This window comes from Promicromonospora sp. NPDC019610, assembly GCF_044389365.1.
Classification (GTDB): Bacteria; Actinomycetota; Actinomycetes; order Actinomycetales; family Cellulomonadaceae; genus Promicromonospora.
On the sequence record NZ_JBIRXX010000001.1, the window covers coordinates 2,376,882 to 2,403,434 of the forward strand.

A 26,553-nucleotide genomic window follows, 5' to 3' on the forward strand; every position below is an offset into this window, starting at 1 on the left:
CAGTGGGACGCCGGCGGTCGGGCCCGTCGCGACACCTACGTAGGCGGCGCCGAGCCCGCGGTCGGCCAACTTCTGCGTCAGCACGCCCCCGAACGAGTGACCCATGATGATCGGCTTCTGCGCGAAGGACTGCAGGATCGACTCGTAGTGGTCGGCGATCTGGGCAAGGCCGATCCCCTTCGCAGTCATGGTGGTGCTCCAGTTCTCCGGGGACGGGCTGGGACCGACGCTAGGAGCGGCCGGGCGGGCCTGACGACGGGCTGGGTGGTACCGCGAGAGCCATGACCAGGGGTACCAGGCAGGCTCTCCCGGCGAGCCCTATGGCGGGCTTGCAATAGTCGTGGGCCCGAACCTGAACCCACGACCAAGGAGAAGATCCCGATGCCACTGCCCGCCGCCCCCGCACGCAACACCACCTCGCCGTTCTCGTCGATGCACGGCCACCACACAGCGATCCGCTACCCCGACTTCGAGGCCGCCCGGGCCTTCTGGGTCGACACGATGGACTGGCGGGTCCTGCAGACCTGGCCGTACGGAGAGCTGACCCTCGCCTACGTGATGCCGCCCGACCAGGACGACTTCCACCTGGAGATCCTGGCCGGCCCCGGTGCCGCCGCCCAGACGATCTACGACGACGTCGACGCGAGCCTCGCCGCCAACGGGTTCAACCACGTCTGCCTTTCCGTCGACAGCGTCGACAAGACGCTCGCCGCGCTTCGCGAGCGTGGTGTCGACGTCGTCAACCCGCCGTTCGAGATCGACGACATCAGCGCACGGCTGGCGTTCTTCCGCGACCCCTGGGGCAACATGTTCGAGCTCACCGAGCGGACCGGCGGCGACCACGCCCACTGACCTCGTCACGTCACCACATCAAGTCGAACGACGAAATTCATGAGGAGATCTGCCATGGCTGTCTGGTTCGTCACGGGCGCATCCCGTGGCCTGGGCGCGGAGATCACCCGCGCCGCTCTGGCGAGCGGGCACTGCGTCGTCGCCGCTGCCCGTGACCCGCGCAGCGTGCACGCGGCCTTTCCCGACGCGGGAGAACGGCTGCTGCCGGTGGCGCTGGACGTCACCGACGCCGCGCAGGTCCAGGCGGCCGTCGATGCCGGTGTCGAGGCATTCGGCCGCATCGACGTCCTGGTCAACAACGCCGGCCGTGGGTTGCTGGGCGCCGTCGAGGAGGCGAGCGACGCGGAGGTCCGCGCGGTCTACGACACCAACGTGTTCGGCGTCCTGACCGTGACCCGCGCGGTGCTGTCGGTCCTGCGCGCGCAGCGCTCGGGTCACGTCGTCAACCTGTCCTCGGTCGGCGGCTTCGTGAGCTCCGCGGGCTGGGGTGTCTACACCTCGACGAAGTTCGCCGTCGAGGGCTTCTCCGAGGCGATGGCCCTGGAGCTGGCACCCCTTGGCATCGGCGTCACACTGGTCGAGCCCGGGTACTTCCGCACCGACTTCCTCGACTCGTCGAGCCTGCACCGGGTCACCACCGCGATCGAGGACTACGCCGACGGACCGGCGGGAACGATGCGGACGACCGCCGAGCAGGTCAACCACGGTCAGCCGGGTGACCCGGTCAAGGCCGGTCCCGCGATCGTGTCCACGATCGACTCCGGCCGAGCTCCGCTCCGGCTGCAGCTCGGCTCGGACTGTGTGGCGTCGGTCGAGGCGAAGCTGAGCGCGGTGCGGTCAGAGCTCGACGCCTGGCGCGAGGTGGCCGTCTCCACGGACCACGACGACGTCGCCACGGCGGCACGCTAACGCGTAAGGGTGGGGCGAGCGCGTCGCTCGCCCCACCCCGCGTGCGTACCGCCCGTCACAGCCGAGCGGGGACGGGTTCCTCGGCCGGCACCCGGCTGGACATGAGCAGCAGCTTCTCCGCCGACGGCGAGCCGCGGTCGGCGCTGTACACGATGACGGTCTGACCGTTGTCGGCCGGGAGCGGCAGCGCCTCGTAGTTCAGCCGCAGGTCGCCCACTGCCTCGTTGAAGAAGAGCTTCACGCCGTGCGTGTGCTCGAAGAGGCGGTAGTCGGCCCAGAACCGCGCGAAGTCCTCCGAAGTCGCGGTGAGGTGGTCCACGAGGGCCGACAGGTACTCGTTGGCCCCGGCGGCAGCGGCGTTGCGCAGGATCGCGACCATCTGTGGGGCGATGTCCTCCCAGTTCCGGTAGACGACCCGGGCCCGGGGGCTGAGGAACATCCAGCGGGCCATGTTCCGTTCGGACGACGGCATGGCCGCGAAGTCGTCCAGCAGCAGGGTGGCGGCACGGTTGATCCCGAGCACCTCCAGGTGCGGCCCGTGGATTACCGCCGGGGCAGGATCGAGCGCCTCGATCATCGAGATCAGCGCCGGCCGGGCTCGCATCGTGATCGGCGGGATCCGCCGGGTGTGGATGCTGTCGGGGTTGAGGAGCGCCCGCAGGTGCAATCGCTCCAGGCGGTCGAGGCGCAGCGCGCGCTCTACCGCGTCGAGCACCTGCTCGGAGACGTTCCCGACGCGTCCCTGTTCCAGCTTGACGTAGTAGTCGACGCTCACTCCGGCCAGGATCGCTACCTCCTCACGGCGCAGGCCGCGCACCCGCCGCGCGGAGGTCGCCGCAGGCAGCCCGACGTCCTCGGGTTCGAGCGCCGCACGGCGCGACGTCAGGAAGTCCCGCAGGGCGTGATCGGTCCTCATCTACCCAGTATCCGCCGTAACAGGGAGGACCGGTGGATGAAGTAGCGCGTCGTGCGGCGCGTGCGCCGCGCGAGCGCTGGCCGTGGAGCGGGTGATCGATCGGGTCGCCATGCGCTCATCAACGCTGCGCGGTCGGGCGGATGACGACCTCGTTGACGTCGACGTCGAACGGCTGACCGATGGCGTACCCGATGGCGTCGGCGATCGCCGACGCCGGGATCGCCAGCGCCTCCGCGGCGGCGCGTGCCGCCGCCTGCGCCTCCGTGGAGCCGCCGCGGTCGGTCAGCTCGGTGCGCGTGAAGCCTGGGCTGATCACGGTGACACGGATGTTCTCGTTCTCCTGCCGCAGGCCTTCGGACAGAGCGGTGACGGCGAACTTGGTGGCGCTGTAGACAGCGGCGGCCGGGTCAACTCGGTGACCCGATACCGAGGAGACGTTCACGATGTGGCCGCTGCCCTGCTCCCGCATCCGGGGTAGCACGGCCGCGATGCCATGGAGCACACCACGCAGGTTGACGTCGATCATCTGCTCCCATTCGGTGATGCGCAGGTCGGCGAGTGGGGACAGCGACATGACACCCGCGTTGTTGACCAGGACGTCGATGCTGCCGTGCTCGGTCAGGGCGGCCTCGACGAAGGTGCGCACCGATTCAAGATGGGTCACATCGAGCTCGACCGGTGTCACGGCCGCTCCTTCCGCGCGCAGCTCGACAGCCAACGCCGCCAGCCGGTCGACGCGGCGGGCGCCGATGACGACGTTGTGGCCGAGCGCGGCCAATCGCCGTGCGGTGGCCTCGCCGATGCCGCTGCTGGCTCCGGTGATCAGGACTGTCTTCGGGTCGGTGATGCTGTTCATGGTGCTACCTCAGCGGTGGGCAGGCCCGCGAGGAAGGCTGCGCCAGCCGGGGTGTGCCACACCCAGCCTCACGCGCCCAGGTAGCCTCGTGGTCATGCCCGCCCCCGACAACGAGCTCGCCGCGTTCCTGCGCGCGCACCGGGCACGTCTGACTCCGGGAGACGTCGGCCTTCCTCGTGGGGGCTCCGAGCGTCGGGTCACAGGACTGCGGCGTGAAGAGGTCGCGGTGCTCGCCGGGGTGAGCGCCGACTACTACACCCGGCTCGAGCAAGGGCGTGAGCGCAACCCCTCACCGCAGGTGATCGACGCGATCGGCCAGGCTCTGCGCCTCGGTCCGGACGCTCGCGGCCACCTCCACCGCCTTGCGGGCCTCGGCCCCGGCTCTGCACGTGCGATGGCGGACGGCCTCGTGCACCCGGACCTGCTCGACCTGCTGCACGCTTTCCCGCACGCAGCCGCGTACGTGCTCGGTCCGGCGTTCGACGTGCTCGCGGCCAACGCGGTCGCGGACATGCTGCTCTCACCGTTCGCTCCTGAGCGGAACATGCCACGCGTCCTGTTCACACACCCGGCTGCGAGGACCGTCTTCGCCGAGTGGCCTGCGGTGAGCTCGGCGACGGTGCACGCGCTGCGGCTCAACGCGGGTCTTTATCCAGGCGACGAGGGCATCGCCGCTGTCGTCGACGAGCTGCGGGCACGCTCCGCCGAGTTCCGAACGCTGTGGGAAGACCACGGAGTCGGTGGCCTCAAGCGCGCGTACAAGGTGTTCGTGCATCCCGACGTGGGTCGGATCGAGCTGACCTACCAGACGTTCGACGCGCATGACGCCCCGGGCCAGCAGCTGCTGGTGGGCACGCCTGCTCCCGGCAGCCGCAGTGAGGAGGCCGTCACGTACCTTGCCTCCATGACCTCGAGTCCCGGCGCCGAACCTGCCAGGGTGCGGCACACCTAGGCTCGCACGGCCTTCCTCGGCCTCGCGCCTCGGCCCACGCTGGAGGTGCCGTCCGACGAGACGGCACCACTGGGAGGGCGACATGACGGAAGCACTCGAGATCACCACTCTTCGGCCGGCACCGGGCCTGACCGCCGCCGACTTCGCGGCGGCCAACGCCGACATCGACGAGTACCTGAGGCGGCAGCCAGGGTTCCTGTGGCGGCGGATCGTGCAACGCGACGACGGCACCGTCGTCGACATCGTCGCCTACGACAGCCGCGCACATGCCGAGCGGGGCGCCTCGGGAATCATGGGGGAGATGGGGAACTCTCCCGTCCACTCGACGATTGATCACAGCACCGTCGACTGGCAGCTGACGACGGTGCTACGGCACGTCCAGTAGCTCTCCGCGCCCGGGTCCCAGCAACCGCTTGAGCCGACCCACATCAGGCCTGTTGGCGGTCGCGCTACAAGTTGGTGCGGATAAGGTGCGTGTCCCGGGGACGACCGGGTCACGCCGGAGCCGGTGACCCCGGACGATGACAGCGGGTCTCGCACGAAGGGTGTACCTCGGCCCCTCGCTGCTCCGCCTACAGTTGGACCATGCCCGCCACCATGAAGGAAGTGGCGACCCGGGCCGGGGTGTCGCTGAAGACCGTCTCACGGGTAGTCAATCGGGAACCCCACATCCGCCCCGAGACGATGGCACGGGTCGAGGCGGCCATCGCCGAGCTGGGCTGGATCCCCAATCCGAGCGCCCGGAACCTCCGGACCGGGCGCACGGGCAACATCGGCATCGTCGTGGCCGAGCTGCGCCGGCCGTACCTTGCGATGCTCGTGGAGGCGCTCGTCCACGAGGCCGGCCGGCTGGGCCTCACGGCCACGGTCGAGCCGACGCACCGGCGGCCGGGGCGGGTCTCCGAGGTCCTGGGTGAGCGTGGCCACCTGTACGACGGTGTGCTGCTGATCGATCCGGAGAACCTGGAGACTGTCACCTGGGACCGGGCCCCGCAGCCCGTGGTCGTGGTCCAGGGCGGCCGGTGGCGGGCTCCGGTCGACCGTGTCGACGAGGACGTGGTCGAGGCCGCGGGACTCGTGGCCAGGCACCTGGGCGTGATGGGACGGACGCGACCCGTGCTGCTGGGACCCGACCGTGCGCGGTCGGACGCCGACCAGGAGAGCCCGTCCGCGGCGCTCCGGGCAGCTTTCTCGGCGGTGGGCATCGAGGCGGGCGCGGTGCCCCGGGTCTCGCTGGGTGGCGTCGGTGACCGGCGTGCGGGTGCGCGTGCGGCGGCGACGGCGTTTGAGGTGCGCCCGGATCTCGACGCCCTGTTGTGCGTGAACGACGAGGTGGCGATCGGTGCGCTGTCCTGTCTGGTCGACCGGGGTGTGGCCGTGCCGGACGACGTGGCGATCATCGGCTACGACAACCTGGCCGACGGTCAGTTCTCCACGCCCACGCTCACCACGATCGACCCGTCTCCGGCTCGCCTGGCCCGCGCGGCGCTGGAGCTGCTCACGGAGCGACTGCGGGGCGGTGGGCCCGCCTCGGCGCGCCAGATCACGGTGCCCGTGACGCTGGTGCGCCGCGAGTCGACCATGGGGATGTCATGAACCGGCGGCCCACCCTCGATGACGTCGCGCGGATGGCCGGCGTGTCGGCGAAGACGGTCTCCAACGTCATGCTGGACCGTCCGAACGTCTCGGCGAGCACCCGGGCCACGGTCCGGGCCGCCGCCGCCACCGTGGGGTACCGACCGAACCACGCGGGCAGGGGCCTGGCGTCGGGGCGCACCGGCCGCATCGCAGTGGTGGTGCCGAACCTCTTCCAGCCGTACTTCGCCGAGATGGCGGAGCGTCTCATCCTCGCGCTCGAGGACGAGGGGTTCACGACCACGCTGCGGATCGCGGGTGACGTCCATGCGGAGCTGGCGGCCGTCATCGGGTCGACCACGCGCGACGCCGACGGAGTCGTGATCTGCCCCGCCCACTTCCGGGCGGCGGCGCTCGGTGGGCGGGCTCCTGACCGTCCCGTCGTCCAGGTGGGTGGCCCCGCCGCTCCGTCCCTGGACTGCGTGGTCATGGGGGAGTACGCGGGGGCTGCCGCGGTCACCAGGCACCTGCTGGACACGGGTCGGCGGCGCCTCGCGATCATCTGGAACGGGCTGAGCACCGAGAGCGGGCGCTACGCCGGAGTGGTCGACGCTCTCGCCGAACGAGGGATCGAACCCGACCCGGCACTGTTCGCGGTCGGATCGGACTGGGACCGTCGGGAGTCCGGGTACGAGGCGATGGTCGGCCTGCTGCGGACCGGTGTCGAGTTCGACGCGGCGGTGTGCGCGAACGACGCGACGGCGATCGGCGTCGTGCGCGCCCTGCGCTTCCTCGGTCGCCGGGTCCCCGAGGACGTCGCCGTGACGGGCTTCGACAACACGGACGAGAGCGAGTTCGCCAGTCCTCCGCTGACCTCGGTGAGCCCCGACCCGGAGGCGATGGTGTCGGCCGCTGTCCGCATGCTGGTCGAGCGGCTCGACGGATACGACGGGCCTCCGCGGTCGGTGCGGACGGGTGCCGAGGTGATGATCAGGAAGTCGTCCGACCCCGCGCCGTGAGGCGTCAGGCCGCCGGCCCGACCTGGACGGTGACCAGCGACCAGGCGGGAACCGCGATCTCGGCCCGGCCGTCGGAGACCTGCGACCCGGCCGGCACGGGCTCGACCGGGCAGGCCTCGAACGGCCGCCCGACATCGGGGGCGCCGCCGGCCAGCGTGGTGACCGTGGCCGTCGTCGTCCCTCGCGAACCGTCCACGACCAGGTGCGCGGTCCGTTCCTCGTCGGAGAGGCTGACGAGCGTGATGTTGGTGCGGCCGTCCGGACCGCTCGTGGCGCCCGCCACGAGGTCGGGCCACGGACGCAGGTCGTCCTCGTGGTCATGGACGAGCACGCCGTCGAGCCACACGCGGATGCGCGCCCCCTCGACGGTGACGCGAACGCGCAGCGGCACCGCGGTGCAGACGCCCCCGAACGGGTGCGGGCCGTCCACCTCGTTACCGATCCCGTCGTCGCGCCGGGCAAGGATCAGGGACTCGTTGCGCCAGCCCCCGACCTGGACCTCGTGCACGGTCTCGCCGTCCTTCCCGCCGAACCCGATGACGAAGCCCTCCTCGCCGTCCGTCCGGGTGGCCACGAGCTCGAGCTCCGTCCCGTCGGTGGTGAGGTGCGTCGTGCCCTCAGGTCGCACGAGCTGGTCCGGGTGCGCCGCACCGCCCACCCGGATCTCCGAGAACCGGGTCGTCGACCCCGGCGAGCTGAGCTCGAGCCGGTGCATCCGGGGTGGCGGCTGCGGCCGGTCGCGGTGCCCGGTGGTCGCGCACCGAAGCACCTGGACCCCACGCACCTCGGCCATCATCCGTTGCACGTGGTAGCTCGCGCTGGGCAGCACCTCGCCGTCCGTGAAGTAGACGAGGTCGGGGAGCCACTGGGTGCTGCCGACCCGCGCGAGCAGCGGGGCGTAGGACGACAGGCGCACGACGTCCGAGTTGCGCTCCACAGCGGTCATGTAGGCCGCCTCGGCGAGGGCCGAGCGCATCGTGGAGGAATGAGCCGCCCACTCACCGAGGTAGACGGCGGGGCCCGAACGGTCGTAGTGGTCGAAGCGGTCCAGGTGCTGCAGGAGCCACCGCGGCGAGCGATAGCTGTGCTCGTCGACCATCGGGACGGCGAGCCGCCGGGCGAGCTGCCAGCCGGCGTCGTAGTCCGGGCCGTAGGGCTTGGGGCCGAGGGTCCCGATGACGGTGACGTCCGGGTGCTGCTCCCGCACGGCGTCGAAGAGCTGCTCGAAGCGGTCGGCGAACTGTGCGTCGACGACGTCCTCGTTGCCGATGCCCAGGTACCGCAGGCCGAACGGTTCCGGATGGCCGGCCGCGGCGCGTACCGCGCCCCAGCGTGTCTCCGGCCCGCCGTTCGCGTACTCGACCAGGTCCAGCACGTCCTGCACGTACTGGGGCATCCGCTGTCGGGGGATCGCCTGTGGTCCGCCGGGTACGTTCTGGCAGCACACGCCTGCCGCCACCACGGGCATCGGTGTGGCCCCGAGCTCCTCGCAGAGCAGGAAGTACTCGTGGTAGCCGATGGCCATCGACTGGTGGTAGCCCCAGGTGTTCGGCATGGGCACCCGGTGCTCGCGCGGTCCGATGGTGCGCTTCCAGTGGTACATGTTGTCGAGGCCGTAGCCGTGGGCCACGCAGCCGCCGGGGAACCTGACGAAGGCCGGCCTCAGCGCCCGCAACGTCGCGACCAGGTCCGGGCGGAACAGGAGGGGGCGACCCAGCCGCGGATCGACGGGGCGCAGCTCGATCAGGTCGACGTCGACGGCGCCCGAGCCGACCTCGATGCTCAATGCCGCTCGGGTGGTCGCGGTGCAGCCCAGGTCCACCTCGACCCAACGCCATTCGTCCTCGACCGCAGGGATCTCGACCCTGCTCAGGACGTCTCCGGCTGCGGTGCGCAGGGACGCGTGCGCGCCGGCCGACGGCGCGGCGCGGCGGACGGCGAGCCGGAGCCGGTAGGTGCCCTCGCGCACCAGCATGCCCTCGAGGTCGTAGCCCCGGTTGGTCAGACGTGACCCCTCGGTGAGCCGGACGTAGGTCGCGTTGGCCGCGGAGACCGGACAGGCGCTGCGCACCTGGACGCCGTCCGCGCCGCCCTCCGGGTCCCAGCCGGTCAGGGGGCCCCAGCCGGGCCGGTCGGCGCTGGTCGCCTCGAAGTCACCGTTGCGGACCAGGTCGGCGTTCAGCCCGCCGTCCAGCGCGTAGTTGATGTCTTCGAGGAACAGCCCCCACAGGTCCGGGCTCACCCGGGTCCCGGTGGGCTCCTGCACGTGGATCGTGACGTGGTTCCGGCTGGTGGTCATCGGTTCGCACCCTCTCTCCCGGCCTCGGGTCGCCCCGCTCCGCGCTCCGTCGCGTGGTCGCCGGGTCGTCGCAGGCCAAAGTACAGCGTTGTCACGAAGTCGTCGACAACCATTGACAACGCTGAACCTGGTTCGCGATCATCGTGGCGCTCGGGCACGACGAAGGCGGGTCACCGACGACCTGCCCGGCCGAGAGGTTTCACGCGCACGACATCCGGAGGACTCAATGAAGAGCACAACACGCCTCGCCGGCGCCGCGCTGGCGACCGGGGCGCTCCTCCTCGCCGGCTGCACCGGCGGAGGCAGCGGCGACAACGGCTCGGCGGACGGCACCGTCGACATCCTCGTCGTCAAGCACGGACTGACCGGCCCGATGGCCGACATGGCCTGGGTGGAGGACCTCGAGGAGAAGGCCGGTGTGAAGATCCGCTGGGAAGAGGTCTCGGCCGACTGGAGCCAGAAGAAGGCCACGATGCTCGCCGCGGGCGAGGTGCCCGACCTCATCGTCGGCGGGAACGCGGTCACCAATGCGGACCTCGCCACCTACTCCTCCCTGTTCGAGGACCTCTCCGACGACATGGACGCCCTGCCCAACGTGCAGGGGATGCTCGACTCCCACGCCGAGCTGGCGGCCATGGCGACACGTTCGTCGGGCGAGATCTACGCCCTCCCGAGCTACCGGCGCTACTGGCCGGAGACGATCTCGCGCCAGTACATCAACCAGGAGTGGCTGGACAACCTGGGCCTCGACGTCCCGACCACCTGGGACGAGCTCTTCGACGTGCTCGTCGCCTTCAAGGAGCAGGACGCGAACGGCAACGGCGACCCGGACGACGAGATCCCGTGGGACTGGAACCCTGTCGACCCGGCAGGATTCGCCGCCGGCCAGCCCACCATGCTGCTGAGCGGGCTCGGCCTGCCCACCACCTACGGCGGCGGCCAGGGGTACGTGGTCGAGGACGGGAAGGTCCTCAACTTCCTCGTCGACGAGCGGTACCGCGAGGTCATCGAGTTCACGCACCGCGCCTACGCGGCCGGGCTGGTGAGCAAGCAGGTGATGACCCAGGACTACTCCGCCTTCCAGTCGGTCGCCCGCGGCGACGGCGACGTCGCGAAGGTCGGCTTCAGCTGGGGCTGGACGGCGTCGGACCGGTACGGCGCCCGGCTCGCCGACCAGTACACGTCGATGGCGCCGCTCGAGGCGGAGGCCGGGCAGTCGACGCCGGTCACCTGGAACTACGACACCGAGAACTTCAGCCCCAACCACGTCGTGATGTCCGCCGGCACCGCGGACCGGGACGGCGCGCTCGCCGTGATCGACGCCTTCTACGACCCCGAGATCTCGGTCCAGGTGCTCTGGGGCGACCTGGGCGAGAACGTGGAGCGCGAGGGTGACGGCTACCGGGTGCTGCCGCCCGCAGACAAGAACAGCGACCCGTCGACCTGGAAGTGGACCACGACGCTGGCCGACGCCGGCCCGCACTGGATCCGCGACGACATCGACGTCGAGCCGCCCGCAGACCTCGCCGAGGCCACCGAGCAGTCGGCGCCGCTGCGGGAGGCGCTCGCGAACGTCGACCCGGTCACGGACATCTACCCGTTCAAGTACGTCAACATCTCCACCGAGGACCAGAGCACCATCACGCTGAACGACACCACCGTCCTGAACCTCGCCATGACGGCCTTCGGGCGGTGGGTGACCGAGGGCGGTATCGAGGAGGAGTGGGACGACTACGTCGCGCAGCTCGAGTCCGCGGGCCTCCCGCAGAACGTCGAGATCTACCAGCGCTACTACGACGAGTACGTGGCGAGCCGATCATGACGCTGCTCCGAGAACGGGCGGGTCTGCCGGGGGCCGCGGCCGCCGGTCGGGGCGCACCGCCGGGCCTGGCCGAGCGAGCCCGGCGGCACCTGGGTCGCTACTGGCAGCTGTGGGTGCTGTTGCTGCCGGCGATCGGCTTCACCGCGGTCTTCGCGTACGTTCCCATGTACGGCATCCAGCTGGCCTTCCGCGAGTTCGACTTCGAGGCGGGCCTCACCGGCGGTGAGTGGGTCGGGCTGAAGTACTTCGAGACCTTCTTCAGCAGCCCCATGTTCGGGACGGTGCTGCGCAACACGCTGACCATCAGCATCGCTACCCTCGTCGTGGGGTTCCTGGCGCCGATCGCCCTCGCGCTGACCATCAACCAGATCGTCAACGCGACCCGCAAGCGCTTCATGCAGACGGCGACCTACCTGCCGCACTTCATCTCGGTCGTCGTCGTGGTCGGCATGCTCCAGGTGCTCCTGAACCCGTCGAACGGCACCGTCACCCGCCTGTTCAGCGGCTTCGGGCTCGATCTCGACCTCCTGGGCGACCCGGATCTCTTCGTCCCGGTCTACGTGATCTCCGAGGTGTGGCAGCACTGTGGGTGGAACTCGATCATCTACCTCGCCGCGCTCGCCTCGGTGGACACCCAGCTCTACGAGGCTGCCCGGATCGACGGCGCGAACCGCCTGCACCTGATCCGCCACGTCGACATCCCGGCCCTCGTGCCGACGATGATCATCCTGTTCATCCTCACCATGGGCGGCGTCCTCTCGACCGGCTTCGAGAAGATCTGGCTCATGCAGAACGCGCTGAACCTCCCGGTGAGCGAGGTGATCGCGACGTACACCTACCGGATCGGCATCCTCGGCAACCAGTTCAGCCTCGGGACGGCGATCGGGCTGTTCAACACGGTCATCAACTTCCTCTTCCTGGTCGTCACGAACTGGCTGGCCAAGAAGTTCGCCGACACGAGCCTGTGGTGAGGCACATGACAAGACTGTCCGCGCTCCGCGCCCGCACGCCTGGTGACATCGCCTTCGCGGTGGTCCTCGCCGTCGTCTGCGCCGCGATCCTGTTCGCGACGATCTATCCGCTCTACTTCGTGGCGATCGCCTCGGTCAGCGAACCCCGGCTCGTCGCCACCGGCCAGGTGACCTTCCTGCCGCAGAACGTGAGCCTCTTCGGCTACGAGCAGATCTTCGCCGACGAACGGATCTGGACGGGCTACCGCAACACCGTGGTCTACACGGTCGTCGGGACCGCGCTCAACATGTTCGTGACGCTGCCGGCGGCGTTCGCCCTCTCGCGTCGCGAGTTCCGGCCCCGGCGGATGCTCATGCTGTTCTTCGCGTTCACGATGTTCTTCAGCGGGGGACTGATCCCGCAGTACCTGCTGTACCGCGACATCGGGCTGCTGGACAACTGGCTGGTGTTCATCCTCCCGACCGCACTGAACGTGTACAACCTCATCATCGCCAGAGCGTTCTTCGAGAACGCGCTGCCGGAGGAGCTCTTCGAGGCCGCCACCCTCGACGGGGTCGACTACTTCCGGTACTTCCTGAACATCGCGCTCCCGCTGTCCAAGGCGATCGTCTCCGTCATCGCGCTCTACTACCTCGTGCAGCACTGGAACGACTTCTTCACGGGCCTGATCTTCGTCCGCGACTACCAGCTCCAGCCGCTGCAGATCGTCCTGCGCGACATCCTGCTGTCCAACCAGGCGTTCGCGGGCGGGGCCGGCGGTGCGGGCGGCTCCGGAGGTGCCTACGGCCAGGACTTCGCCGACCAGATCAAGTACGGCGTGATCATCGTCTCCACGCTGCCGGTGCTCCTGCTGTACCCCTTCCTGCAGAAGTACTTCGAGAAGGGCGTCATGGTCGGGTCGGTGAAGGGATGATCGACCGGCTCGTCACCCTGCACACCCACGTCGGCACACTCGGCTGGCGCCTGCTGAAGCTGCACCTGCTCTGGCTGCTGCACACGCTGCGCGGCGGCGTCCTCCTCGGCGTGTTCCCCGCCACCGCGGCGGTCCACGAGGTGCTCCGGCGCGACCTGATGAGCGACGACATCGCCGAGCGGAGGGGGCTCTGGAAGGAGTTCGACGTCGCCTGGCGGGCCAACCTGCGCGGCGCCAACCTGCTCGGTTACGCGCTGACCCTGCTCTGGGCGGTGCTCCTGGCCGAACGGCAGCTGCTCGCCGGTGCCGGCACCGGCCTCGCCGGCGCGGCGGGAAGCCTGCTGTGGTTCGCGACGGCCTTCCTCGCGGCCGCCTGCGCACAGGTCTGGCCGCTCGCCGCGCACTACGACGAGGCGCCCGTCGTGCACCTGCGCCGGGCTGCCACGCTCGTCCTGGCTCGCCCGTTGATCGCCCTCACCAGCGCCTCGGCCCTCGGCGCGGTCCTGGCCGTCTACTACCTCGTGCCGGGACTCGTCCCGGTGCTCGGAGTGGCCGCGCCCGCACTCGCGACGTCCTACTGCCTGCGGCGCAGCGGCATCCTGCCGAAGTCCGCCACACTGCACGACCTCACGAAGGAGAGCACGGTATGACGACGACCACGTCGCCCGCGACCACCGGCCCGGAGCCGGGCGCCAGCACTCCGTGGCACGTCGACGGGGCAAGGCTGACCTGGCGTGGGGGCGGCGAGACGCTCGTCGTCGAGCCGTGGGGGGCCGACAGCGCGCGCGTCCGTTCAGCCCTGGGGGAGGTCGTCGACACCGACTGGGCCCTGCTCCCGGCCCCGGAACCGGAGCATGCGTACGTCGAGCTCGACGGCCGAGTGGCCACCCTGGTCAACGGCGGCCTGCGAGTCGTCCTGACCGCGCACGACTCCTACCACTGGCAGAGCGGACAGCGCCGCTTCGGGTGCCGCGTCAGCTTCCACGACGCCGGAGGTCGCGAGCTGCTGGCCGAACGTGACTCCGGCGGCGCGCTCGCCCTGCGCGCCCGCCAGTACGACCCGGTCCCCACGGGTGGCTGGAGGGCCGCGCTCTTCCTGGACAGCCCGACAGACGAAAAGCTGGTCGGGATGGGCCTCTACCAGCAGGACCAGATCGACCTCAAGGGATGCTCGCTCGAGCTCGCCCACCGCAACTCCCAGGCCAGCGTCCCGTTCGTCATCTCGAGCGCCGGCTACGGGATGCTCTGGCACACGCCCGCCGTCGGGCGGGCGACGTTCGGCCGCAACGGCACCGAGTGGTCGGCCGAGTCAGCGCCCCAGATCGACTACTGGGTCACGGCGGGCGAGACGCCGGCGCAGATCACCCGGGCGTACGCGGACGCCACCGGACACGCCCCGGTGATGCCCGAGCGCGGACTCGGCTTCTGGCAGTGCAAGCTCCGCTACGCCTCGCAGGACGAGCTGCTCGAGGTCGCACGCGAGCACCGGCGCCGCGGCCTGCCGCTGGACGTGATCGTCGCCGACTTCTTCCACTGGCCCGCCATGGGCGACTTCCGGTTCGACGACGAGTTCTGGCCCGACCCGAGCGGGATGGTCGACGAGCTGCGCGAGATGGGCGTGGAGCTCATGGTCAGCGTCTGGCCCCAGGTCGCGCTCACGTCCGAGAACTTCGACGAGATGTCCCGTCAGGGCCTGCTGGTGGCGACCAACCGGGGCATCGACGTGCAGATGTGGTTCGAGGGCCCCAGCCGGTTCGTGGACACGACCAACCCCAGGGCACGCACCTACCTCTGGGACAAGCTCCGCGCCGGGTACGGGCGGCACGGCATCCGGACGTTCTGGCTCGACGAGGCCGAGCCGGAGTTCGGCCTGTACGACTTCGGCGCCTACCGCTATCACGCCGGGCAGGCGCTCGCGGTGAGCAACCTCTACCCCCAGACGTTCTCCCGCGCCGTCTTCGAGGGGCAGCAGGGCGACGGAGAGGCCGAGATCGTGAACCTGGTGCGGTGCGCGTGGGCGGGCAGCCAGCGCTACGGGGCGCTCCTGTGGTCCGGGGACATCCACTCCTCGTGGACGGCCATGCGTCGGCAGATCACCGCCGGGATCCACGTGGGTGCGGCGGGGGTCCCGTGGTTCACGACCGACATCGGCGGGTTCGGCGGCGGCCGCACCGACGACCCGGCGTTCCAGGAGCTGCTGGTCCGGTGGTTCCAGATGGGTGCGTTCATGCCGGTGATGAGGCTGCACGGCGACCGGGCTCCCCAGGTGCCGGTCGTGGCGGCGGACGGCAGCCGCCGCCTGCCGTCCGGGTCGGGGAACGAGCTGTGGAGCTTCGGGGACGAGAACTTCGAGATCCTCGCCCGGTACGTCCGGCTCCGTGAACGGTTGCGCGACTACACCCGCTCCGTCATGCGCGCCGCGCACGAGGACGGCCAGCCCGTGATGCGCGGCCTCTTCCACAACTTCCCGGACGATCCCCAGGCGTGGGAGGTGGGCGACCAGTTCATGCACGGACCGGACGTGCTGGTCGCACCGGTCACCGAACCTGGCGCCACGTCACGCCCTGTGTACCTGCCCGCGGGCGCGCGCTGGACCGACCTGCACTCGGGTGCCACGCATGCCGGCGGGCAGTGGATCGAGGCGGACGCCCCACGCCACCTCGTCCCCGTCCTCACCCGCGACGGTGCCCTGCCCGAGCTGCGAGGGTTCCTCGTGCCCTGAGGCTCGGGCGAGCACGTCCGTCTCCACAGACACGACCAGCGACGCGGTCACCACCAGCGAACAGGAGAACCCATGGCCACGATCACCGCCGTCATCGACCTCGACCTGCCCGGCCCCACCATCTCCCGCCATGTCTACGGACACTTCGCGGAGCATCTCGGACGCTGCATCTACGGCGGCTTCTGGGTGGGTGAGGACTCCGACGTCCCGAACGTGCGCGGCATCCGGCGCGACGTCGTCGACGCGCTGCGCGCGATCGGGATCCCGAACCTGCGCTGGCCCGGCGGGTGCTTCGCCGACGACTACCACTGGCAGGACGGGATCGGGCCGCGCGAGCAGCGGCCCCGCATGGTCAACTCGCACTGGGGCGACGTCGTCGAGGACAACTCCTTCGGCACCCACGAGTTCATGGACCTCTGCGAGCTGCTCGGCGCCGACGCCTACGTCAGCGGCAACATCGGCTCGGGTTCGGTGCGCGAGATGAGCGACTGGGTCGAGTACCTGACGCGGGCGGACGACTCGCCCATGGCCACGCTGCGCCGCGCCAACGGCCGTGACCAGCCCTGGAGGGTCCCCTTCTGGGGACTGGGGAACGAGGCCTGGGGTTGCGGGGGAAACCTCCGTGTCGAGCAGTTCGCGTCGCTCGCCCGCCAGTACGCCACGTACACGCGGGACCACGGCGACAACCGCGTCTACCGCATCGCCGCCGGTGCGAACGAGGACGACTACTCCTGGACCGAGACCCTGATGCGGTCCTTCGAACCGCTGGACCGGGACGACCGGCCGGCGGCACCCTTCCAGGCGGTGTCCCTGCACTACTACACGAGGACCGGCGCATGGGCCGAGAAGGGCAGCGCGACGGAGTTCAGCACCGAGGAGTGGTACCTCGCCCTGGCCCGCGCCGCGCGGATGGAGGAGCTCGTCGCGCGGCACTCGACGGTGCTGGACCGGTACGACCCGGCGAAGAAGGTAGGCCTCGTCGTGGACGAGTGGGGTACCTGGTGGGACGTGGAGCCGGGCACCAACCCCGGCTTTCTGTACCAGCAGAACACGCTGCGCGACGCCCTGGTGGCCTCCGTGCACTTCGACGCCTTCCACCGCCACGCCGACCGGGTCGTCATGGCGAACATCGCGCAGACGGTGAACGTGCTGCAGGCGATGATCCTGACCGATCCCGAGTCGGGCGCGCTCGTGCTCACACCCACGTACCACGTCTTCGAGATGAACCGTGGTCACCACGATGCCGCCGCGCTCGCCGTGCACCTCAAGGAGGCGCCGGAGCGGGAGACCGACGGCCGGGCGCTGACGCTCGTCTCGTCGTCGGCGTCCACCCACGGGGACTCCGCCCTGGTCTCGTTGTCGAACCTCGACGCCGAGCGCGAGCACACGGTCACGCTCGACCTCCGGGGCCGGGGCATCACGGGTCACCGTGCCCGGATCCTCACCGCACCGGAGCTGGCGGCGCACAACACGGCGGTCGCCCCCGAGAGGGTCGTACCGAGGGATCACGACGAGCTACGGGTGCGCGGTGCCGCGCTGGAGGTCGACCTGCCCGCCCACTCGTACGTGACCGTGGAGCTCGACCTGGGGGCCTGAGCCCACCCGGCAGAGCGGGCCGGTTCCGGCGACGCAGCGGTGGTCGGCGGCGCCGCATGCCGGCCCGGCCGGGCGTCACCGGGCCAGGGCGGTCCCGAGGAAGTCGCGGATCAGGGCGGCGGTCTCGTCGAGGGCCGACTCGAGCAGGAAGTGCCCGCCGTCCAGCAGGGCGATCCGCGCGCCGGGCAGGTCCCGGGCGAAGGCCTGGGCGCCGGCGGGGCCGAAGATCTCGTCGTTCCTTCCCCACACGGCCAGCAGCGGGACCTGCGAGTCGCGGAAGTACTGCTGCACCTCGGGGTACAGCGGCCGGTTCGTGGTGTAGTCGCGGAAGAGCTGGAGCTGGACCAGGTCGTTGCCCGGGCGGGACACGAGCGCGAGGTCGTGCTCCCAGGTGCCGGGATCCACCAGGCTGGGGTCGGGGACGCCGTGCAGGTACTGCCACCGGATCGCCTCCCGGCTCAGGGCGAAGCGCACACCGGGCTCGGTCCGCTCGTTCTGCTCCTGCCCCCAGGCCCACACGTCCGTCCAGAAGCTCTCGACGAACCCCTCCTCGTAGGCGTTGCCGTTCTGGCTGATGATCGCCGTGATCGCGGTCGGGTCCGCCAGCGCGAGACGCCAGCCGATCGGCGCGCCGTAGTCCTGGACGTAGATCGCGTACCGGGTGACGCCCAGGCTCGCGAGCAGCCCGGCCGTGATGCGCGCGAGCGCGTCGAAGGTGTAGTCGAACTCGTCGACACCCGGTGCGTCCGAGAGCCCGAAGCCGAGGTGGTCGGGCGCCACGACGTGGTACTCCTCGGCGAGCTGGGGGATCAGGCCGCGGAACATGTGCGAGCTCGTCGGATAGCCGTGGAGCAGGACGACCGTGGGCGCGTCCGCCGGTCCGGCCTCGCGGTAGAAGATCCGGTGCCCGTCGACGTCGGTGAACCGGTGATGGATGGCGACCATGGTGCTAACCCTCTCGATCGGTGTTGTCTGGTTATAAGACCAGGGCGGGTGCTAACCTGTCAACACCGACTAAGGGGGTTAGGGATGGATCTGGTCACCCGGGACGACGAGGACCTGCTGCTGGACCTGCTGAACACGACACCGGTGGTGGACGGCGAGCGGGTCGACGATCTCGCGGACCCGCTCGCCGCGGCGGACTGGGCCGCGGCGCGCGACGGGGGCGGCTCCGCCGAGGAGGCCGCGGCACTCCGGCACGTCCGGGACGCGATCGAGCGCGCCGTCCGCGACGGCTCCGGACCGCAGGCGCTGGCCGCCGACGTCGAACGGATCGAGGTGCGTCCGCGGGTGCGCGACGGCGCCGTCCGCTGGGAGCTCCAGGCGTCCCGGGAGGAGCGGCTCGCGGCGCGTGCGCTGCTCGCCTGGGTGGCGGTCGATGAGCGCTACCCGGACCGGCTGCGGCCCTGTGCGAATCCCGAGTGCTGCCGGTTCCTGCTCGACCGCAGCAACGCGAACACCGCTCGCTGGTGCTCGATGGCCCTCTGCGGCAACCGGTTCAAGGCTCGGCGCCACTACCAGCGCACGCGGACCCCCGAGGGGTAGCCGGCAGATCCGCAGATCGTGACCCGAGGATGGGTCGGGGCCGACTTCTCGGCGCTAGGATCGGCATCGTGCCGCACATGAGGATCCGAGATGCCGCCACCTACCTCGGGGTGAGCGACGACACCGTGCGCCGGTGGGTCGACAAGGGCCTGCTGACGGCGACCACCGACGAGTCGGGCCGCAAGGTCGTGGACGGGTACGAGGTGGCCCTGGTCGCCCGTCAGCAGGCCACTCTGCCCGGCCCGCCCGGCGGTACCGCGAGCTCGGCGCGCAACCGGTTCGTGGGGCTGGTCACCGACATCCGGACCGACGCGGTGATGGCCCAGGTCGAGCTGCAGTGCGGGCCGTTCCGCGTGGTGTCCCTCATGAGCAGCGAAGCGGTGCGTGACCTGGGCCTGGAGCTGGGCTCGGTCGCGGTGGCCGTCATCAAGTCCACGACGGTGATCGTGGAAACAGCCCAAGGAGAATCATGAGGCGAACGCTCTCGATCACGACCGCGGTGCTGGTGCTGGCCGCCGCGATGGCCGGCTGCGGGTCCGGCGGGTCCGGCGGCACCGACGTGGCGGACGGCGCCGCCCCCGAGGAGACGACCCTGACCGTGTACGCGGCGGCGTCGCTGACCGCGACGTTCGAGCAGATCGGCGAGCAGTTCGAGCAGGCGCACGAGGGCGTGCGGGTCGAGCTCAGCTTCGCCGGCTCCTCGGACCTGGTGGCCCAGATCCAGGAGGGGGCTCCGGCCGACGTCTTCGCCTCGGCGGACGAGGCGAACATGGAGAAGCTGACGGCGGACGGGCTGGAAGGCGCGGAGCCGGTCGCGTTCGCGTCCAACACGCTGGAGATCGCGGTGCCGCCGGGCAACCCCGCCGGGGTCGCGGGCCTCGACGACCTGGCCGGGGACCTCAACCTGGTGATCTGCGCCCCGGAGGTGCCGTGCGGCGCCGCCACCCAGAGGGTCGCCGACTCGGCGGGGGTGGAGCTCGCCCCGGTGAGCGAGGAGCAGTCGGTCACCGACGTGCTCGCCAAGGTCACCACCGGTGAGGCCGACGCCGGGCTGGTGTACGTGACCGACGTGATCGGCGCCGGCGACGACGTGGAGGGCATCGAGCTCCCCGAGGCCGACGCCGCGGTGAACGTGTACCCGATCGCGCCGGTCGCCGACAGCGCGCACGCGGACCTGGCCCAGGAGTTCGTCGACCTCGTCCTCGCCGAGGGCGGGCAGGCGGTCCTGCGGGACGCCGGGTTCGCGCCGGCTCCCTGAAATGGCCGCCTCGCCCGGCCGGGTCGGCGTCCCGGCCTGGATCTTCGTCCCCGCTGTGGCGGGAGCGGCCTTCGTGCTGCTCCCGCTCGCGGCGATCGTGCTGCGCACGCCGTGGAGCCGGTTCCTCGAGCTGCTCGTGTCGCCGGCCGCCACCGAGGCGCTGCTGCTGAGCCTGCGCACGTCCGGCACCAGCACCCTGCTGTGCGTCGTGTTCGGCGTCCCCATGGCGCTGGTCCTGGCCCGCACCAGCTTTCGCGGGCAGGGCGTGCTGCGCTCCCTGGTGCTGCTGCCCCTGGTGCTGCCGCCCGTGGTCGGCGGCATCGCCCTGCTGTACACGTTCGGACGGCGCGGGCTGCTCGGGGAGACGTTCGAGGTGCTCGGCCTCCAGATCGCGTTCTCCACCACCGCCGTGGTGCTGGCGCAGACGTTCGTCGCCCTGCCGTTCCTCGTGGTCAGCCTGGAGGGCGCGCTGCGCACCGCCGGCCAGAGGTACGAGGTCGTGGCCGCCACCCTGGGCGCCCGCCCGACCACCGTGTTCCGGCGCGTCACGCTGCCGCTCGTGCTGCCCGGCCTGGTCTCGGGCGCCGTGCTGGCGTTCGCCCGGTCGCTGGGGGAGTTCGGCGCCACCATCACGTTCGCCGGGAGCCTGCAGGGCGTCACCCGCACCCTCCCGCTGGAGATCTACCTGCGCCGGGAGACGGACGCGCAGGCCGCCGTGGCCTTGTCCCTGGTGCTGGTGGTGGTCGCGATCCTGGTCATCGGCTTCGCCCGGCAGGGCAGGAGCAGCCTGTGACGTTCCATTTCGACGCCGCCGTGGCCGACCGGGGCGTCGACCTCGCCTTCGACATCGCCCCCGGCCGGACCCTCGCGCTGCTGGGCCCGAACGGCGCCGGGAAGTCCACCGCCCTGGCCGTGGCCGCCGGGCTGCTGCGCCCCGACAGCGGCCGGGTCGTGCTGGACGGGCGCCCCCTGACCGTCACCGGTCGCGACGAACGGGACGTCCTGGTCGCCCCGCACGACCGGCAGGTCTCGCTGCTGGCGCAGGAGCCCCTGCTGTTCCCGCACCTGAGCCTGCTGGACAACGTCGCGTTCGGACCGCGCAGCCGCGGCGCGGGGCGGGCCGGGTCCCGGACCGTCGCCCGCCACTGGCTGGGCGAGGTCGGGATCGCCGAGCTGGCCGACCGGCGTCCCGCCCGGGTCTCCGGCGGGCAGGCGCAGCGCGCGGCCGTGGCCCGGGCGCTGGCCGCCGACCCCCGGCTGCTGCTCCTGGACGAGCCGATGGCCGCCCTCGACGTCGCCGTGACCCCGGCCCTGCGCCAGACCCTGCGCCGGGTGCTGGCCGACCGCACCGTCCTGCTGGTCACGCACGACGCCCTGGACGCCCTCCTGCTCGCCGACGAGGTCGCCGTCATCGAGGGCGGCCGGATCGTCGACCAGGGGGAGACGGCCCAGGTACTCGGCCAGCCCCGCAGCCGGTTCACCGCCCAGATCGCCGGGCTGAACATGATCACCGGCACCTGGCGGGACGGCGCCGTGCTCACCCCGGCGGGCCTGCGGATCGAGGGGCGGCCCGACGGGCCCGCGCCCCGTCCGGGGGACGCCGCGGTAGCGGTGTTCCCGCCCAGTGCGGTGTCCGTCTTCCTCGGCGACCCGGGCGGCAGCCCGCGCAACGCGCTCCGGGTGACGATCACCCACCTGGAGCCGCAGGCCGGCCGGGTCCGGGTGCGCACCGACGAGCTCAGCGCCGACGTCACGCCCCAGGCGGCCGCCGAGCTCGACCTCGCCCCGGGCGCGGTGGCCTGGTTCGTGGTCAAGGCGACCGAGATCGCGGTCTACGCCACCTGACGCGGGGCGGCCCGCGCCGGGTCAGGACGTCGCGGTCAGGACGCCGCCGGCGCCGTCGAGTCCCGCACCACGAGCTCGGGCCGGAAGAGCAGCGAGCTGCCCCGGCTGGACACGTCGTCGTCCTCCGGCTCGTGCAGGGCGCGGAACGCGGCGGCGGCCATCTCCTTCATCGGCTGCCGCACCGTCGTCAGGGCCGGCGAGTACAGCTCGGCGAGCACGATGTCGTCGAAGCCCGCGACCGAGACGTCCCGGCCCACCTCCAGCCCGGCGTCGCGCACGGCGCGGCACACGCCGATCGCGGTCATGTCGTTGACGGCGAAGATCGCCGTGGGGGGATTCGGGCCGGCGAGCAGCTCGGTGGTGGCCACCCGGCCCAGCTCGGCGGCCTCGACGTCGCCGAAGGTGCTGTCCACGATGCTGCCGGGCCAGGTGACGACGTCGGGCCGCGCGATGCCCGCGCGCTCCAGCGCGCGCAGGAAGCCCTGGAACCGCTCGGTGCGGTTGATCGACCGGATGGACCCCGAGACGAACGCGATCCGCCGGTGACCGAGCGTGACGAGGTGGTCGCCCATGAGCTCGGCGCCGATCGTGTTGTCGACGCTCACGTTGATCAGCCCCGCCGGGTCGTCGGCCTGGGCGGTGCGGTCGAAGGCGACCAGCCGCAGGCCGTCGTCCAGCAGGCTCGCGACGTGCTCCAGCGAGGGCAGGGACGAGCACAGGACGATGCCGCGGATGCCGTCGGAGACGAGCTCGTCGACGTACTGGCGCTCCCGCTCAGGATCTCGCTCGGAGTTGCAGAGCAGCACGTGGTAGCCCTGGGTCAGCGCAGCCGCCTCGACGTGGCGCGCGAGCGTGCCCCAGTAGGGGTTGCCGACCGACGGCACCACCAGGCCGATGACCTGCGGCTTGCCCGTCCGCAGCTGGCGCGCGGCCCGGTTGGGCCGGTAGCCGAGCTTGCGGATGGTGGACTCCACGCGGTGCCGCGTCTCGGGCAGCATCCGGTCGGTCCGGCCGTTGAGCAGGTTCGAGACCGTGCTCGTGGACACCCCCGCCGCTCGTGCGACGTCAAGGATCGTGACTCCAGCCATGTGCGCGTGCGGCCCCCTCCGGATCGGGATTCAGGCCCATCAGCCAGTGCATCGATGGACTGAACAGACCCGAGCATAGTCCATAAACGGACACTTGACCCCTGCCTGATGGCCCCCTATCGTCAGTGCATCGTTACACCGGGAGTCACAGCAGACTCCCGCCCTGCGTGGAGATCAGTGCCGATCGAAAGGGCAAGTCATGGAACTCAGCCGTCGCAGCTTCCTCACGGCCATGGGCCTCGGGACCGCGACCGTCATGGCGGGTTGCGCCACGACGAGCGGGAGCGGCGCACCCGCCGCCGACGTCACGGGGCCCGCGGAGGGCGACATCACCTTCCTGTGCGCGCTGTTCGAGGGCGCCACGGGCAAGGAGACGCTCGAGGGCAAGCTCCTCAAGCAGTTCAACGAGAAGTACCCGGACGTCAACGTCACCGTCGACTACACGGACTACGGCTCCCTCAACGAGAAGATCACGACCGGCCTGGCGAGCGGCCTCATGCCCGACGTCGTCACGCTCGGCGTCGGCTGGATCCCGCCCTTCGCGTACAAGAACGCGATCGCGCCCCTGCCCGAGTCGCTGGCCACGCGCTACACCTACGAGGAGCGCGTGCTGGAGCCGTCGCGGTTCGACGGCAAGCTCTACGCGCTGCCCATGGTGCTGGACACGCGCATCGTGGCCTACCGCAAGGACTTCTTCGAGGAGGCCGGGATCACCGCCCCGCCCAAGGACTGGGCCGAGCTGCGCGAGATCGCCAAGGAGCTCACCGTCCGGGACAAGGACGGGACACTCCAGCGCGCCGGGTTCGACCCGTTCTCGATCGACCTGCGCCAGTGCTGGGAGACGTTCCTGTTCGGCAACTCCGGCGAGCTGTTCTCCGCCGACGGGCGCGAGGTGCTGTTCGACAGCCCGGAGGGCATCGCGGCCCTGCAGCTCTTCCTCGACATGGTGGCGGACGGCTCGGCCGACTTCGCCCTCACGACCGAGGCGGGCCAGCCGACCACCCTGCAGCAGGGCACCTCGGCGATCATGATGACCAACAACTCGCTGTACGTGCAGCTCCAGCAGCAGAACCCGGAGCTGGTCGACAAGGTCGGCACCTTCGTGCTCGGGAACACCGCCCCGGCGATGCTCCAGGGCGGCACGATGATCTCGCAGTCGGCCAGCTCCAAGAACCCGGCCGCCGCGCGGGCGCTCGTGGAGTTCCTCGGCTCGCCCGACGCCGTGCTGGTCGCCTCCGAGCAGCGCGGCTCCGTCCCCGCGATCTCCGACCTCCGGGACAGCGACTACGTCAAGGGCAACCCGATGGTCGCGTTCGCGCTGGAGAACCTCGGCAAGGCGCGGTCCGAGGGCGGCACGCCGGCCTGGATGGAGATCCGGGAGAAGATCAAGCCCACCCTCGAGACCGCCGTCGTCGGCCAGCAGACCGCCGAGCAGGCCATCGCCCAGCTCGCGGGCATCGCCGACGACGCGATCGCCCGCCTGTGACCCGGTCCGTCCACTCGAGGAAGAGGGGTCCGTCGTGGCCGTTGTCTCCGCGCCGCGCGCCGTGAGCGCGCAGCCCTCCGCCCCGCCCCGCTCGTCCGCGCCCCGGCGCGGACGAGCGGGGGCGGCCCGCCGTCGCGCCGGGATGCTCATGGTGGCACCCGCGTTCCTGCACGCCCTGATCTGGATCGGCATCCCCGTGATCGCCGCGTTCGTGCTGTCGTTCACGTCCTACGACGTGCTCACGCAGCCCCGGTTCATCGGTGTCCAGAACTACCTGGACGCGTTCGGCGACCCGGTCTTCCGCCGGGGCATGCTCAACACCCTGGTCTACGCGTTCTTCACCGTGCCGGTCGCGATGGCGATCGCCCTGCTCATCGCCCTCATGCTCGACACGCAGCTGCGGGCACGGGCGCTGTTCCGCACCGCGGTGTTCATCCCGCAGGTCACCGCCACCATCGCCGTCGCGCTCGTCTGGCTCTGGATCTACGACCCGCGCAGCGGCCTGCTCAACGCGGTGCTCAGCTTCTTCGGGCTGCCCGCGCAGAACTGGCTGTCGTCCACCACCTGGGCGATGCCCGCGGTCATCACCGTCGGCATCTGGCAGGGCATCGGCCTCAAGATGCTCATCTACCTGGCTGCCCTCCAGTCCCTGCCCAAGGACGTCTACGAGGCGGCATCGGTCGACGGCGCCTCCCGCACCCGCCAGTTCTTCAGCCTCACGCTGCCGCTGCTGCGGCCCGCCACGTTCTTCGTCTTCGTCACCTCGGTCATCTCCGCCTTCCAGGCGTTCGACCTCATCTACATCCTCACCGACGGCGGACCGGCCAACACGACCACGATGATGACGTACGAGATCTACAAGTCGGCCTTCCGGGAGTTCCGCGTCGGCTACGCGTGCGCCCAGTCGATCGTCCTGTTCGTGTTCCTGCTGGTCCTGACCCTCGCCAACCGACGGCTCAACGGAGGCGACAGTGGCCGGCACTGATCTCGCCGCGGCCCCGCCGCGCACCACCCGCGGCAGCGCCCGCACCAGCGGCGGCCTCGGCCGCACCCCGGCGGCCCGACGCCGGCTCGAACGAGGCGCCCTCTACGTGGCGCTGACCGTCATCGCCGTGGTGATGGTGGTGCCCTTCGTGTGGATGATCCTCACCTCGCTCAAGACGCCCCAGGACATCGCGGCGAACCCGCCGGCGATCCTGCCCACGCAGTGGGCGTGGGGCAACTACACGGAGGCGCTCGCGGCCGCGCCGTTCCTGACGTACGCGCGCAACAGCCTGGTCATCGCCGTGAGCCACACGGCGATCAACCTGGTGGTCGCCTCCATGGCGGGCTACGCGCTGGCCCGGCTACGCTTCCGCGGCTCGGAGCTGGTGTTCCTCGGCTTCGTCGCGGCGCTGATGATCCCGACCTACACCAAGATCATCCCGGAGTTCCTCATCGTGCGGTTCATGCCGCTGTTCGGGGGCAACGACATCCTGGGACAGGGCGGCACCGGCTGGCTCGACACCTGGTGGGCGCTGATCGTCCCCGGCGCGGTGACGCCGTTCGCGGTGTTCCTGTTCCGCCAGTTCTACCTGGACCTGCCGGTGGAGCTGGAGGAGGCGGCGCGCCTGGACGGCGTCAGCGAGCTGGGCATCTGGGCGCGGATCATGACGCCGCTGGTCAAGCCGGCGTTCATCACCGTGGCCCTGCTGACCTTCGAGAGCTCCTGGAACAACTTCCTGTGGCCGCTGCTGGTCACGCGCAGCGACTCGATGCGGGTCATCCAGGTGGGGCTCTCGGTCTTCCGCACGGAGAACGACACCCAGTGGGCCTTCCTCATGGCGGGGACGACCCTGGCGACCCTGCCGATGGTGGTGCTGTTCCTGCTCGGCCAGAAGTACTTCGTCCGCGGCTTCGCGAACGCGGGCATCAAGTGACACCCGGGG

25 protein-coding genes are annotated in these 26,553 nt (G+C 70.8%); 20 read left to right on the forward strand and 5 right to left on the reverse strand.

Annotated features, from left to right (window positions below; translation table 11 throughout):
• The first annotated feature begins 381 nt into the window (after window positions 1–381).
• On the forward strand, window positions 382–852 hold the full coding sequence (locus tag ACH45N_RS10605; protein WP_397393394.1) for a VOC family protein: 471 nt from the start codon (window positions 382–384) through the stop codon (window positions 850–852).
• Window positions 853–906: 54 nt separating this feature from the next.
• Window positions 907–1,761, forward strand: a complete 855-nt coding sequence (locus tag ACH45N_RS10610; RefSeq protein WP_397393396.1) for an oxidoreductase — start codon at window positions 907–909, stop codon at window positions 1,759–1,761.
• A gap of 55 nt (window positions 1,762–1,816) precedes the next feature.
• Here ACH45N_RS10610 and ACH45N_RS10615 read toward each other — a convergent pair whose 3' ends face one another.
• Together ACH45N_RS10615 and ACH45N_RS10620 are read right to left on the reverse strand one after the other, a co-directional pair.
• Entirely contained in the window at window positions 1,817–2,677 is an 861-nt protein-coding gene (locus ACH45N_RS10615; protein ID WP_397393398.1) for a helix-turn-helix transcriptional regulator, read from the reverse strand.
• 118 nt (window positions 2,678–2,795) lie between these two features.
• Window positions 2,796–3,533: an SDR family oxidoreductase gene (locus tag ACH45N_RS10620; protein WP_397393400.1), complete on the reverse strand. Its 738-nt coding sequence runs from the start codon at window positions 3,531–3,533 to the stop codon at window positions 2,796–2,798.
• A gap of 94 nt (window positions 3,534–3,627) precedes the next feature.
• On the opposite strand from ACH45N_RS10620, the gene ACH45N_RS10625 reads away from it, so the two are divergent.
• The 4 genes from ACH45N_RS10625 (at window position 3,628) to ACH45N_RS10640 (ending at window position 7,079) form a co-directional block, all read left to right on the forward strand.
• Entirely contained in the window at window positions 3,628–4,485 is an 858-nt protein-coding gene (locus ACH45N_RS10625; RefSeq protein WP_397393402.1) for a helix-turn-helix transcriptional regulator, read from the forward strand.
• Between the two features lie 82 nt (window positions 4,486–4,567).
• Window positions 4,568–4,870, forward strand: coding sequence for a hypothetical protein (locus tag ACH45N_RS10630; protein WP_397393404.1), 303 nt, complete (start codon window positions 4,568–4,570; stop codon window positions 4,868–4,870).
• 200 nt (window positions 4,871–5,070) lie between these two features.
• Window positions 5,071–6,081 carry a LacI family DNA-binding transcriptional regulator gene (locus ACH45N_RS10635; protein WP_397393406.1) on the forward strand — a complete coding sequence of 337 codons (1,011 nt, stop codon included), beginning with the start codon at window positions 5,071–5,073 and terminating at the stop codon, window positions 6,079–6,081.
• Entirely contained in the window at window positions 6,078–7,079 is a 1,002-nt protein-coding gene (locus ACH45N_RS10640; protein WP_397393408.1) for a LacI family DNA-binding transcriptional regulator, read from the forward strand. Before ACH45N_RS10635 ends, ACH45N_RS10640 begins: the two co-directional genes overlap by 4 nt.
• Before the next feature lie 4 nt (window positions 7,080–7,083).
• Here the strand turns inward: ACH45N_RS10640 and ACH45N_RS10645 are convergent, their stop codons facing one another.
• Window positions 7,084–9,378: an alpha-L-arabinofuranosidase C-terminal domain-containing protein gene (locus tag ACH45N_RS10645; protein ID WP_397393410.1), complete on the reverse strand. Its 2,295-nt coding sequence runs from the start codon at window positions 9,376–9,378 to the stop codon at window positions 7,084–7,086.
• 226 nt (window positions 9,379–9,604) lie between these two features.
• Between ACH45N_RS10645 and ACH45N_RS10650 the strand changes: the two genes are divergently transcribed.
• From ACH45N_RS10650 to ACH45N_RS10675, 6 genes are all read left to right on the forward strand, one after another.
• A complete protein-coding gene (locus tag ACH45N_RS10650; RefSeq protein ID WP_397393412.1) occupies window positions 9,605–11,200 on the forward strand; it encodes an extracellular solute-binding protein in 1,596 nt (531 codons plus the stop codon).
• The gene (locus ACH45N_RS10655; protein ID WP_397393414.1) at window positions 11,197–12,171 is read left to right on the forward strand and encodes an ABC transporter permease; all 975 of its coding nucleotides are present in this window, start codon (window positions 11,197–11,199) and stop codon (window positions 12,169–12,171) included. Before ACH45N_RS10650 ends, ACH45N_RS10655 begins: the two co-directional genes overlap by 4 nt.
• 5 nt (window positions 12,172–12,176) lie before the next feature.
• Complete coding sequence (locus ACH45N_RS10660) at window positions 12,177–13,085, forward strand: carbohydrate ABC transporter permease (RefSeq protein ID WP_397393416.1); 909 nt, start codon at window positions 12,177–12,179, stop codon at window positions 13,083–13,085.
• Window positions 13,082–13,735 carry a YesL family protein gene (locus ACH45N_RS10665; RefSeq protein WP_397393418.1) on the forward strand — a complete coding sequence of 218 codons (654 nt, stop codon included), beginning with the start codon at window positions 13,082–13,084 and terminating at the stop codon, window positions 13,733–13,735. Before ACH45N_RS10660 ends, ACH45N_RS10665 begins: the two co-directional genes overlap by 4 nt.
• Entirely contained in the window at window positions 13,732–15,807 is a 2,076-nt protein-coding gene (locus ACH45N_RS10670) for a TIM-barrel domain-containing protein (RefSeq protein WP_397393420.1), read from the forward strand. The genes ACH45N_RS10665 and ACH45N_RS10670 overlap by 4 nt, the downstream gene beginning before the upstream one ends.
• Before the next feature lie 72 nt (window positions 15,808–15,879).
• A complete protein-coding gene (locus ACH45N_RS10675; RefSeq protein WP_397393422.1) occupies window positions 15,880–17,403 on the forward strand; it encodes an alpha-N-arabinofuranosidase in 1,524 nt (507 codons plus the stop codon).
• A 75-nt stretch (window positions 17,404–17,478) separates the two neighbouring features.
• Here the strand turns inward: ACH45N_RS10675 and ACH45N_RS10680 are convergent, their stop codons facing one another.
• Window positions 17,479–18,348, reverse strand: a complete 870-nt coding sequence (locus ACH45N_RS10680) for an alpha/beta fold hydrolase (RefSeq protein ID WP_397393424.1) — start codon at window positions 18,346–18,348, stop codon at window positions 17,479–17,481.
• Between the two features lie 84 nt (window positions 18,349–18,432).
• Here ACH45N_RS10680 and ACH45N_RS10685 point away from each other — a divergent pair, with 84 nt between their 5' ends.
• From ACH45N_RS10685 to ACH45N_RS10705, 5 genes are all read left to right on the forward strand, one after another.
• Window positions 18,433–18,948 (forward strand): CGNR zinc finger domain-containing protein, encoded by a 516-nt coding sequence (locus ACH45N_RS10685; protein WP_397393426.1) that lies wholly within the window; start codon window positions 18,433–18,435, stop codon window positions 18,946–18,948.
• A 68-nt stretch (window positions 18,949–19,016) separates the two neighbouring features.
• Complete coding sequence (locus ACH45N_RS10690; protein WP_397393428.1) at window positions 19,017–19,421, forward strand: molybdopterin-binding protein; 405 nt, start codon at window positions 19,017–19,019, stop codon at window positions 19,419–19,421.
• Entirely contained in the window at window positions 19,418–20,206 is a 789-nt protein-coding gene (modA, locus tag ACH45N_RS10695; protein ID WP_397393430.1) for a molybdate ABC transporter substrate-binding protein, read from the forward strand. Before ACH45N_RS10690 ends, modA begins: the two co-directional genes overlap by 4 nt.
• A 1-nt stretch (window position 20,207) precedes the next feature.
• The gene (locus ACH45N_RS10700) at window positions 20,208–20,999 is read left to right on the forward strand and encodes an ABC transporter permease (RefSeq protein WP_397393432.1); all 792 of its coding nucleotides are present in this window, start codon (window positions 20,208–20,210) and stop codon (window positions 20,997–20,999) included.
• Window positions 20,996–22,051: a sulfate/molybdate ABC transporter ATP-binding protein gene (locus ACH45N_RS10705; protein WP_397393434.1), complete on the forward strand. Its 1,056-nt coding sequence runs from the start codon at window positions 20,996–20,998 to the stop codon at window positions 22,049–22,051. Before ACH45N_RS10700 ends, ACH45N_RS10705 begins: the two co-directional genes overlap by 4 nt.
• A 35-nt stretch (window positions 22,052–22,086) precedes the next feature.
• Here the strand turns inward: ACH45N_RS10705 and ACH45N_RS10710 are convergent, their stop codons facing one another.
• Window positions 22,087–23,139 carry a LacI family DNA-binding transcriptional regulator gene (locus ACH45N_RS10710; RefSeq protein ID WP_397393436.1) on the reverse strand — a complete coding sequence of 351 codons (1,053 nt, stop codon included), beginning with the start codon at window positions 23,137–23,139 and terminating at the stop codon, window positions 22,087–22,089.
• Between the two features lie 199 nt (window positions 23,140–23,338).
• Between ACH45N_RS10710 and ACH45N_RS10715 the strand changes: the two genes are divergently transcribed.
• From ACH45N_RS10715 to ACH45N_RS10725, 3 genes are read left to right on the forward strand one after another with little or no spacing between them, the layout of a single operon-like run.
• Entirely contained in the window at window positions 23,339–24,625 is a 1,287-nt protein-coding gene (locus ACH45N_RS10715) for an ABC transporter substrate-binding protein (protein ID WP_397393438.1), read from the forward strand.
• 34 nt (window positions 24,626–24,659) lie between these two features.
• Window positions 24,660–25,610: a carbohydrate ABC transporter permease gene (locus ACH45N_RS10720; RefSeq protein WP_397393440.1), complete on the forward strand. Its 951-nt coding sequence runs from the start codon at window positions 24,660–24,662 to the stop codon at window positions 25,608–25,610.
• Complete coding sequence (locus ACH45N_RS10725) at window positions 25,597–26,544, forward strand: carbohydrate ABC transporter permease (RefSeq protein ID WP_397393442.1); 948 nt, start codon at window positions 25,597–25,599, stop codon at window positions 26,542–26,544. The genes ACH45N_RS10720 and ACH45N_RS10725 overlap by 14 nt, the downstream gene beginning before the upstream one ends.
• Window positions 26,545–26,553 lie beyond the last annotated feature (9 nt).

Excerpts from the sequence above, each read along its gene's own strand:
- ACH45N_RS10605 (WP_397393394.1), top strand. The coding sequence starts at position 382 with ATGCCACTGCCCGCCGCCCCCGCACGCAACACCACCTCGCCGTTCTCG.
- ACH45N_RS10610 (WP_397393396.1), top strand. The coding sequence starts at position 907 with ATGGCTGTCTGGTTCGTCACGGGCGCATCCCGTGGCCTGGGCGCGGAG.
- ACH45N_RS10615 (WP_397393398.1), bottom strand. The coding sequence starts at position 2,677 with ATGAGGACCGATCACGCCCTGCGGGACTTCCTGACGTCGCGCCGTGCG.
- ACH45N_RS10620 (WP_397393400.1), bottom strand. The coding sequence starts at position 3,533 with ATGAACAGCATCACCGACCCGAAGACAGTCCTGATCACCGGAGCCAGC.
- ACH45N_RS10625 (WP_397393402.1), top strand. The coding sequence starts at position 3,628 with ATGCCCGCCCCCGACAACGAGCTCGCCGCGTTCCTGCGCGCGCACCGG.
- ACH45N_RS10630 (WP_397393404.1), top strand. The coding sequence starts at position 4,568 with ATGACGGAAGCACTCGAGATCACCACTCTTCGGCCGGCACCGGGCCTG.
- ACH45N_RS10635 (WP_397393406.1), top strand. The coding sequence starts at position 5,071 with ATGCCCGCCACCATGAAGGAAGTGGCGACCCGGGCCGGGGTGTCGCTG.
- ACH45N_RS10640 (WP_397393408.1), top strand. The coding sequence starts at position 6,078 with ATGAACCGGCGGCCCACCCTCGATGACGTCGCGCGGATGGCCGGCGTG.
- ACH45N_RS10645 (WP_397393410.1), bottom strand. The coding sequence starts at position 9,378 with ATGACCACCAGCCGGAACCACGTCACGATCCACGTGCAGGAGCCCACC.
- ACH45N_RS10650 (WP_397393412.1), top strand. The coding sequence starts at position 9,605 with ATGAAGAGCACAACACGCCTCGCCGGCGCCGCGCTGGCGACCGGGGCG.
- ACH45N_RS10655 (WP_397393414.1), top strand. The coding sequence starts at position 11,197 with ATGACGCTGCTCCGAGAACGGGCGGGTCTGCCGGGGGCCGCGGCCGCC.
- ACH45N_RS10660 (WP_397393416.1), top strand. The coding sequence starts at position 12,177 with ATGACAAGACTGTCCGCGCTCCGCGCCCGCACGCCTGGTGACATCGCC.
- ACH45N_RS10665 (WP_397393418.1), top strand. The coding sequence starts at position 13,082 with ATGATCGACCGGCTCGTCACCCTGCACACCCACGTCGGCACACTCGGC.
- ACH45N_RS10670 (WP_397393420.1), top strand. The coding sequence starts at position 13,732 with ATGACGACGACCACGTCGCCCGCGACCACCGGCCCGGAGCCGGGCGCC.
- ACH45N_RS10675 (WP_397393422.1), top strand. The coding sequence starts at position 15,880 with ATGGCCACGATCACCGCCGTCATCGACCTCGACCTGCCCGGCCCCACC.
- ACH45N_RS10680 (WP_397393424.1), bottom strand. The coding sequence starts at position 18,348 with ATGGTCGCCATCCATCACCGGTTCACCGACGTCGACGGGCACCGGATC.
- ACH45N_RS10685 (WP_397393426.1), top strand. The coding sequence starts at position 18,433 with ATGGATCTGGTCACCCGGGACGACGAGGACCTGCTGCTGGACCTGCTG.
- modA (WP_397393430.1), top strand. The coding sequence starts at position 19,418 with ATGAGGCGAACGCTCTCGATCACGACCGCGGTGCTGGTGCTGGCCGCC.
- ACH45N_RS10700 (WP_397393432.1), top strand. The coding sequence starts at position 20,208 with ATGGCCGCCTCGCCCGGCCGGGTCGGCGTCCCGGCCTGGATCTTCGTC.
- ACH45N_RS10710 (WP_397393436.1), bottom strand. The coding sequence starts at position 23,139 with ATGGCTGGAGTCACGATCCTTGACGTCGCACGAGCGGCGGGGGTGTCC.
- ACH45N_RS10715 (WP_397393438.1), top strand. The coding sequence starts at position 23,339 with ATGGAACTCAGCCGTCGCAGCTTCCTCACGGCCATGGGCCTCGGGACC.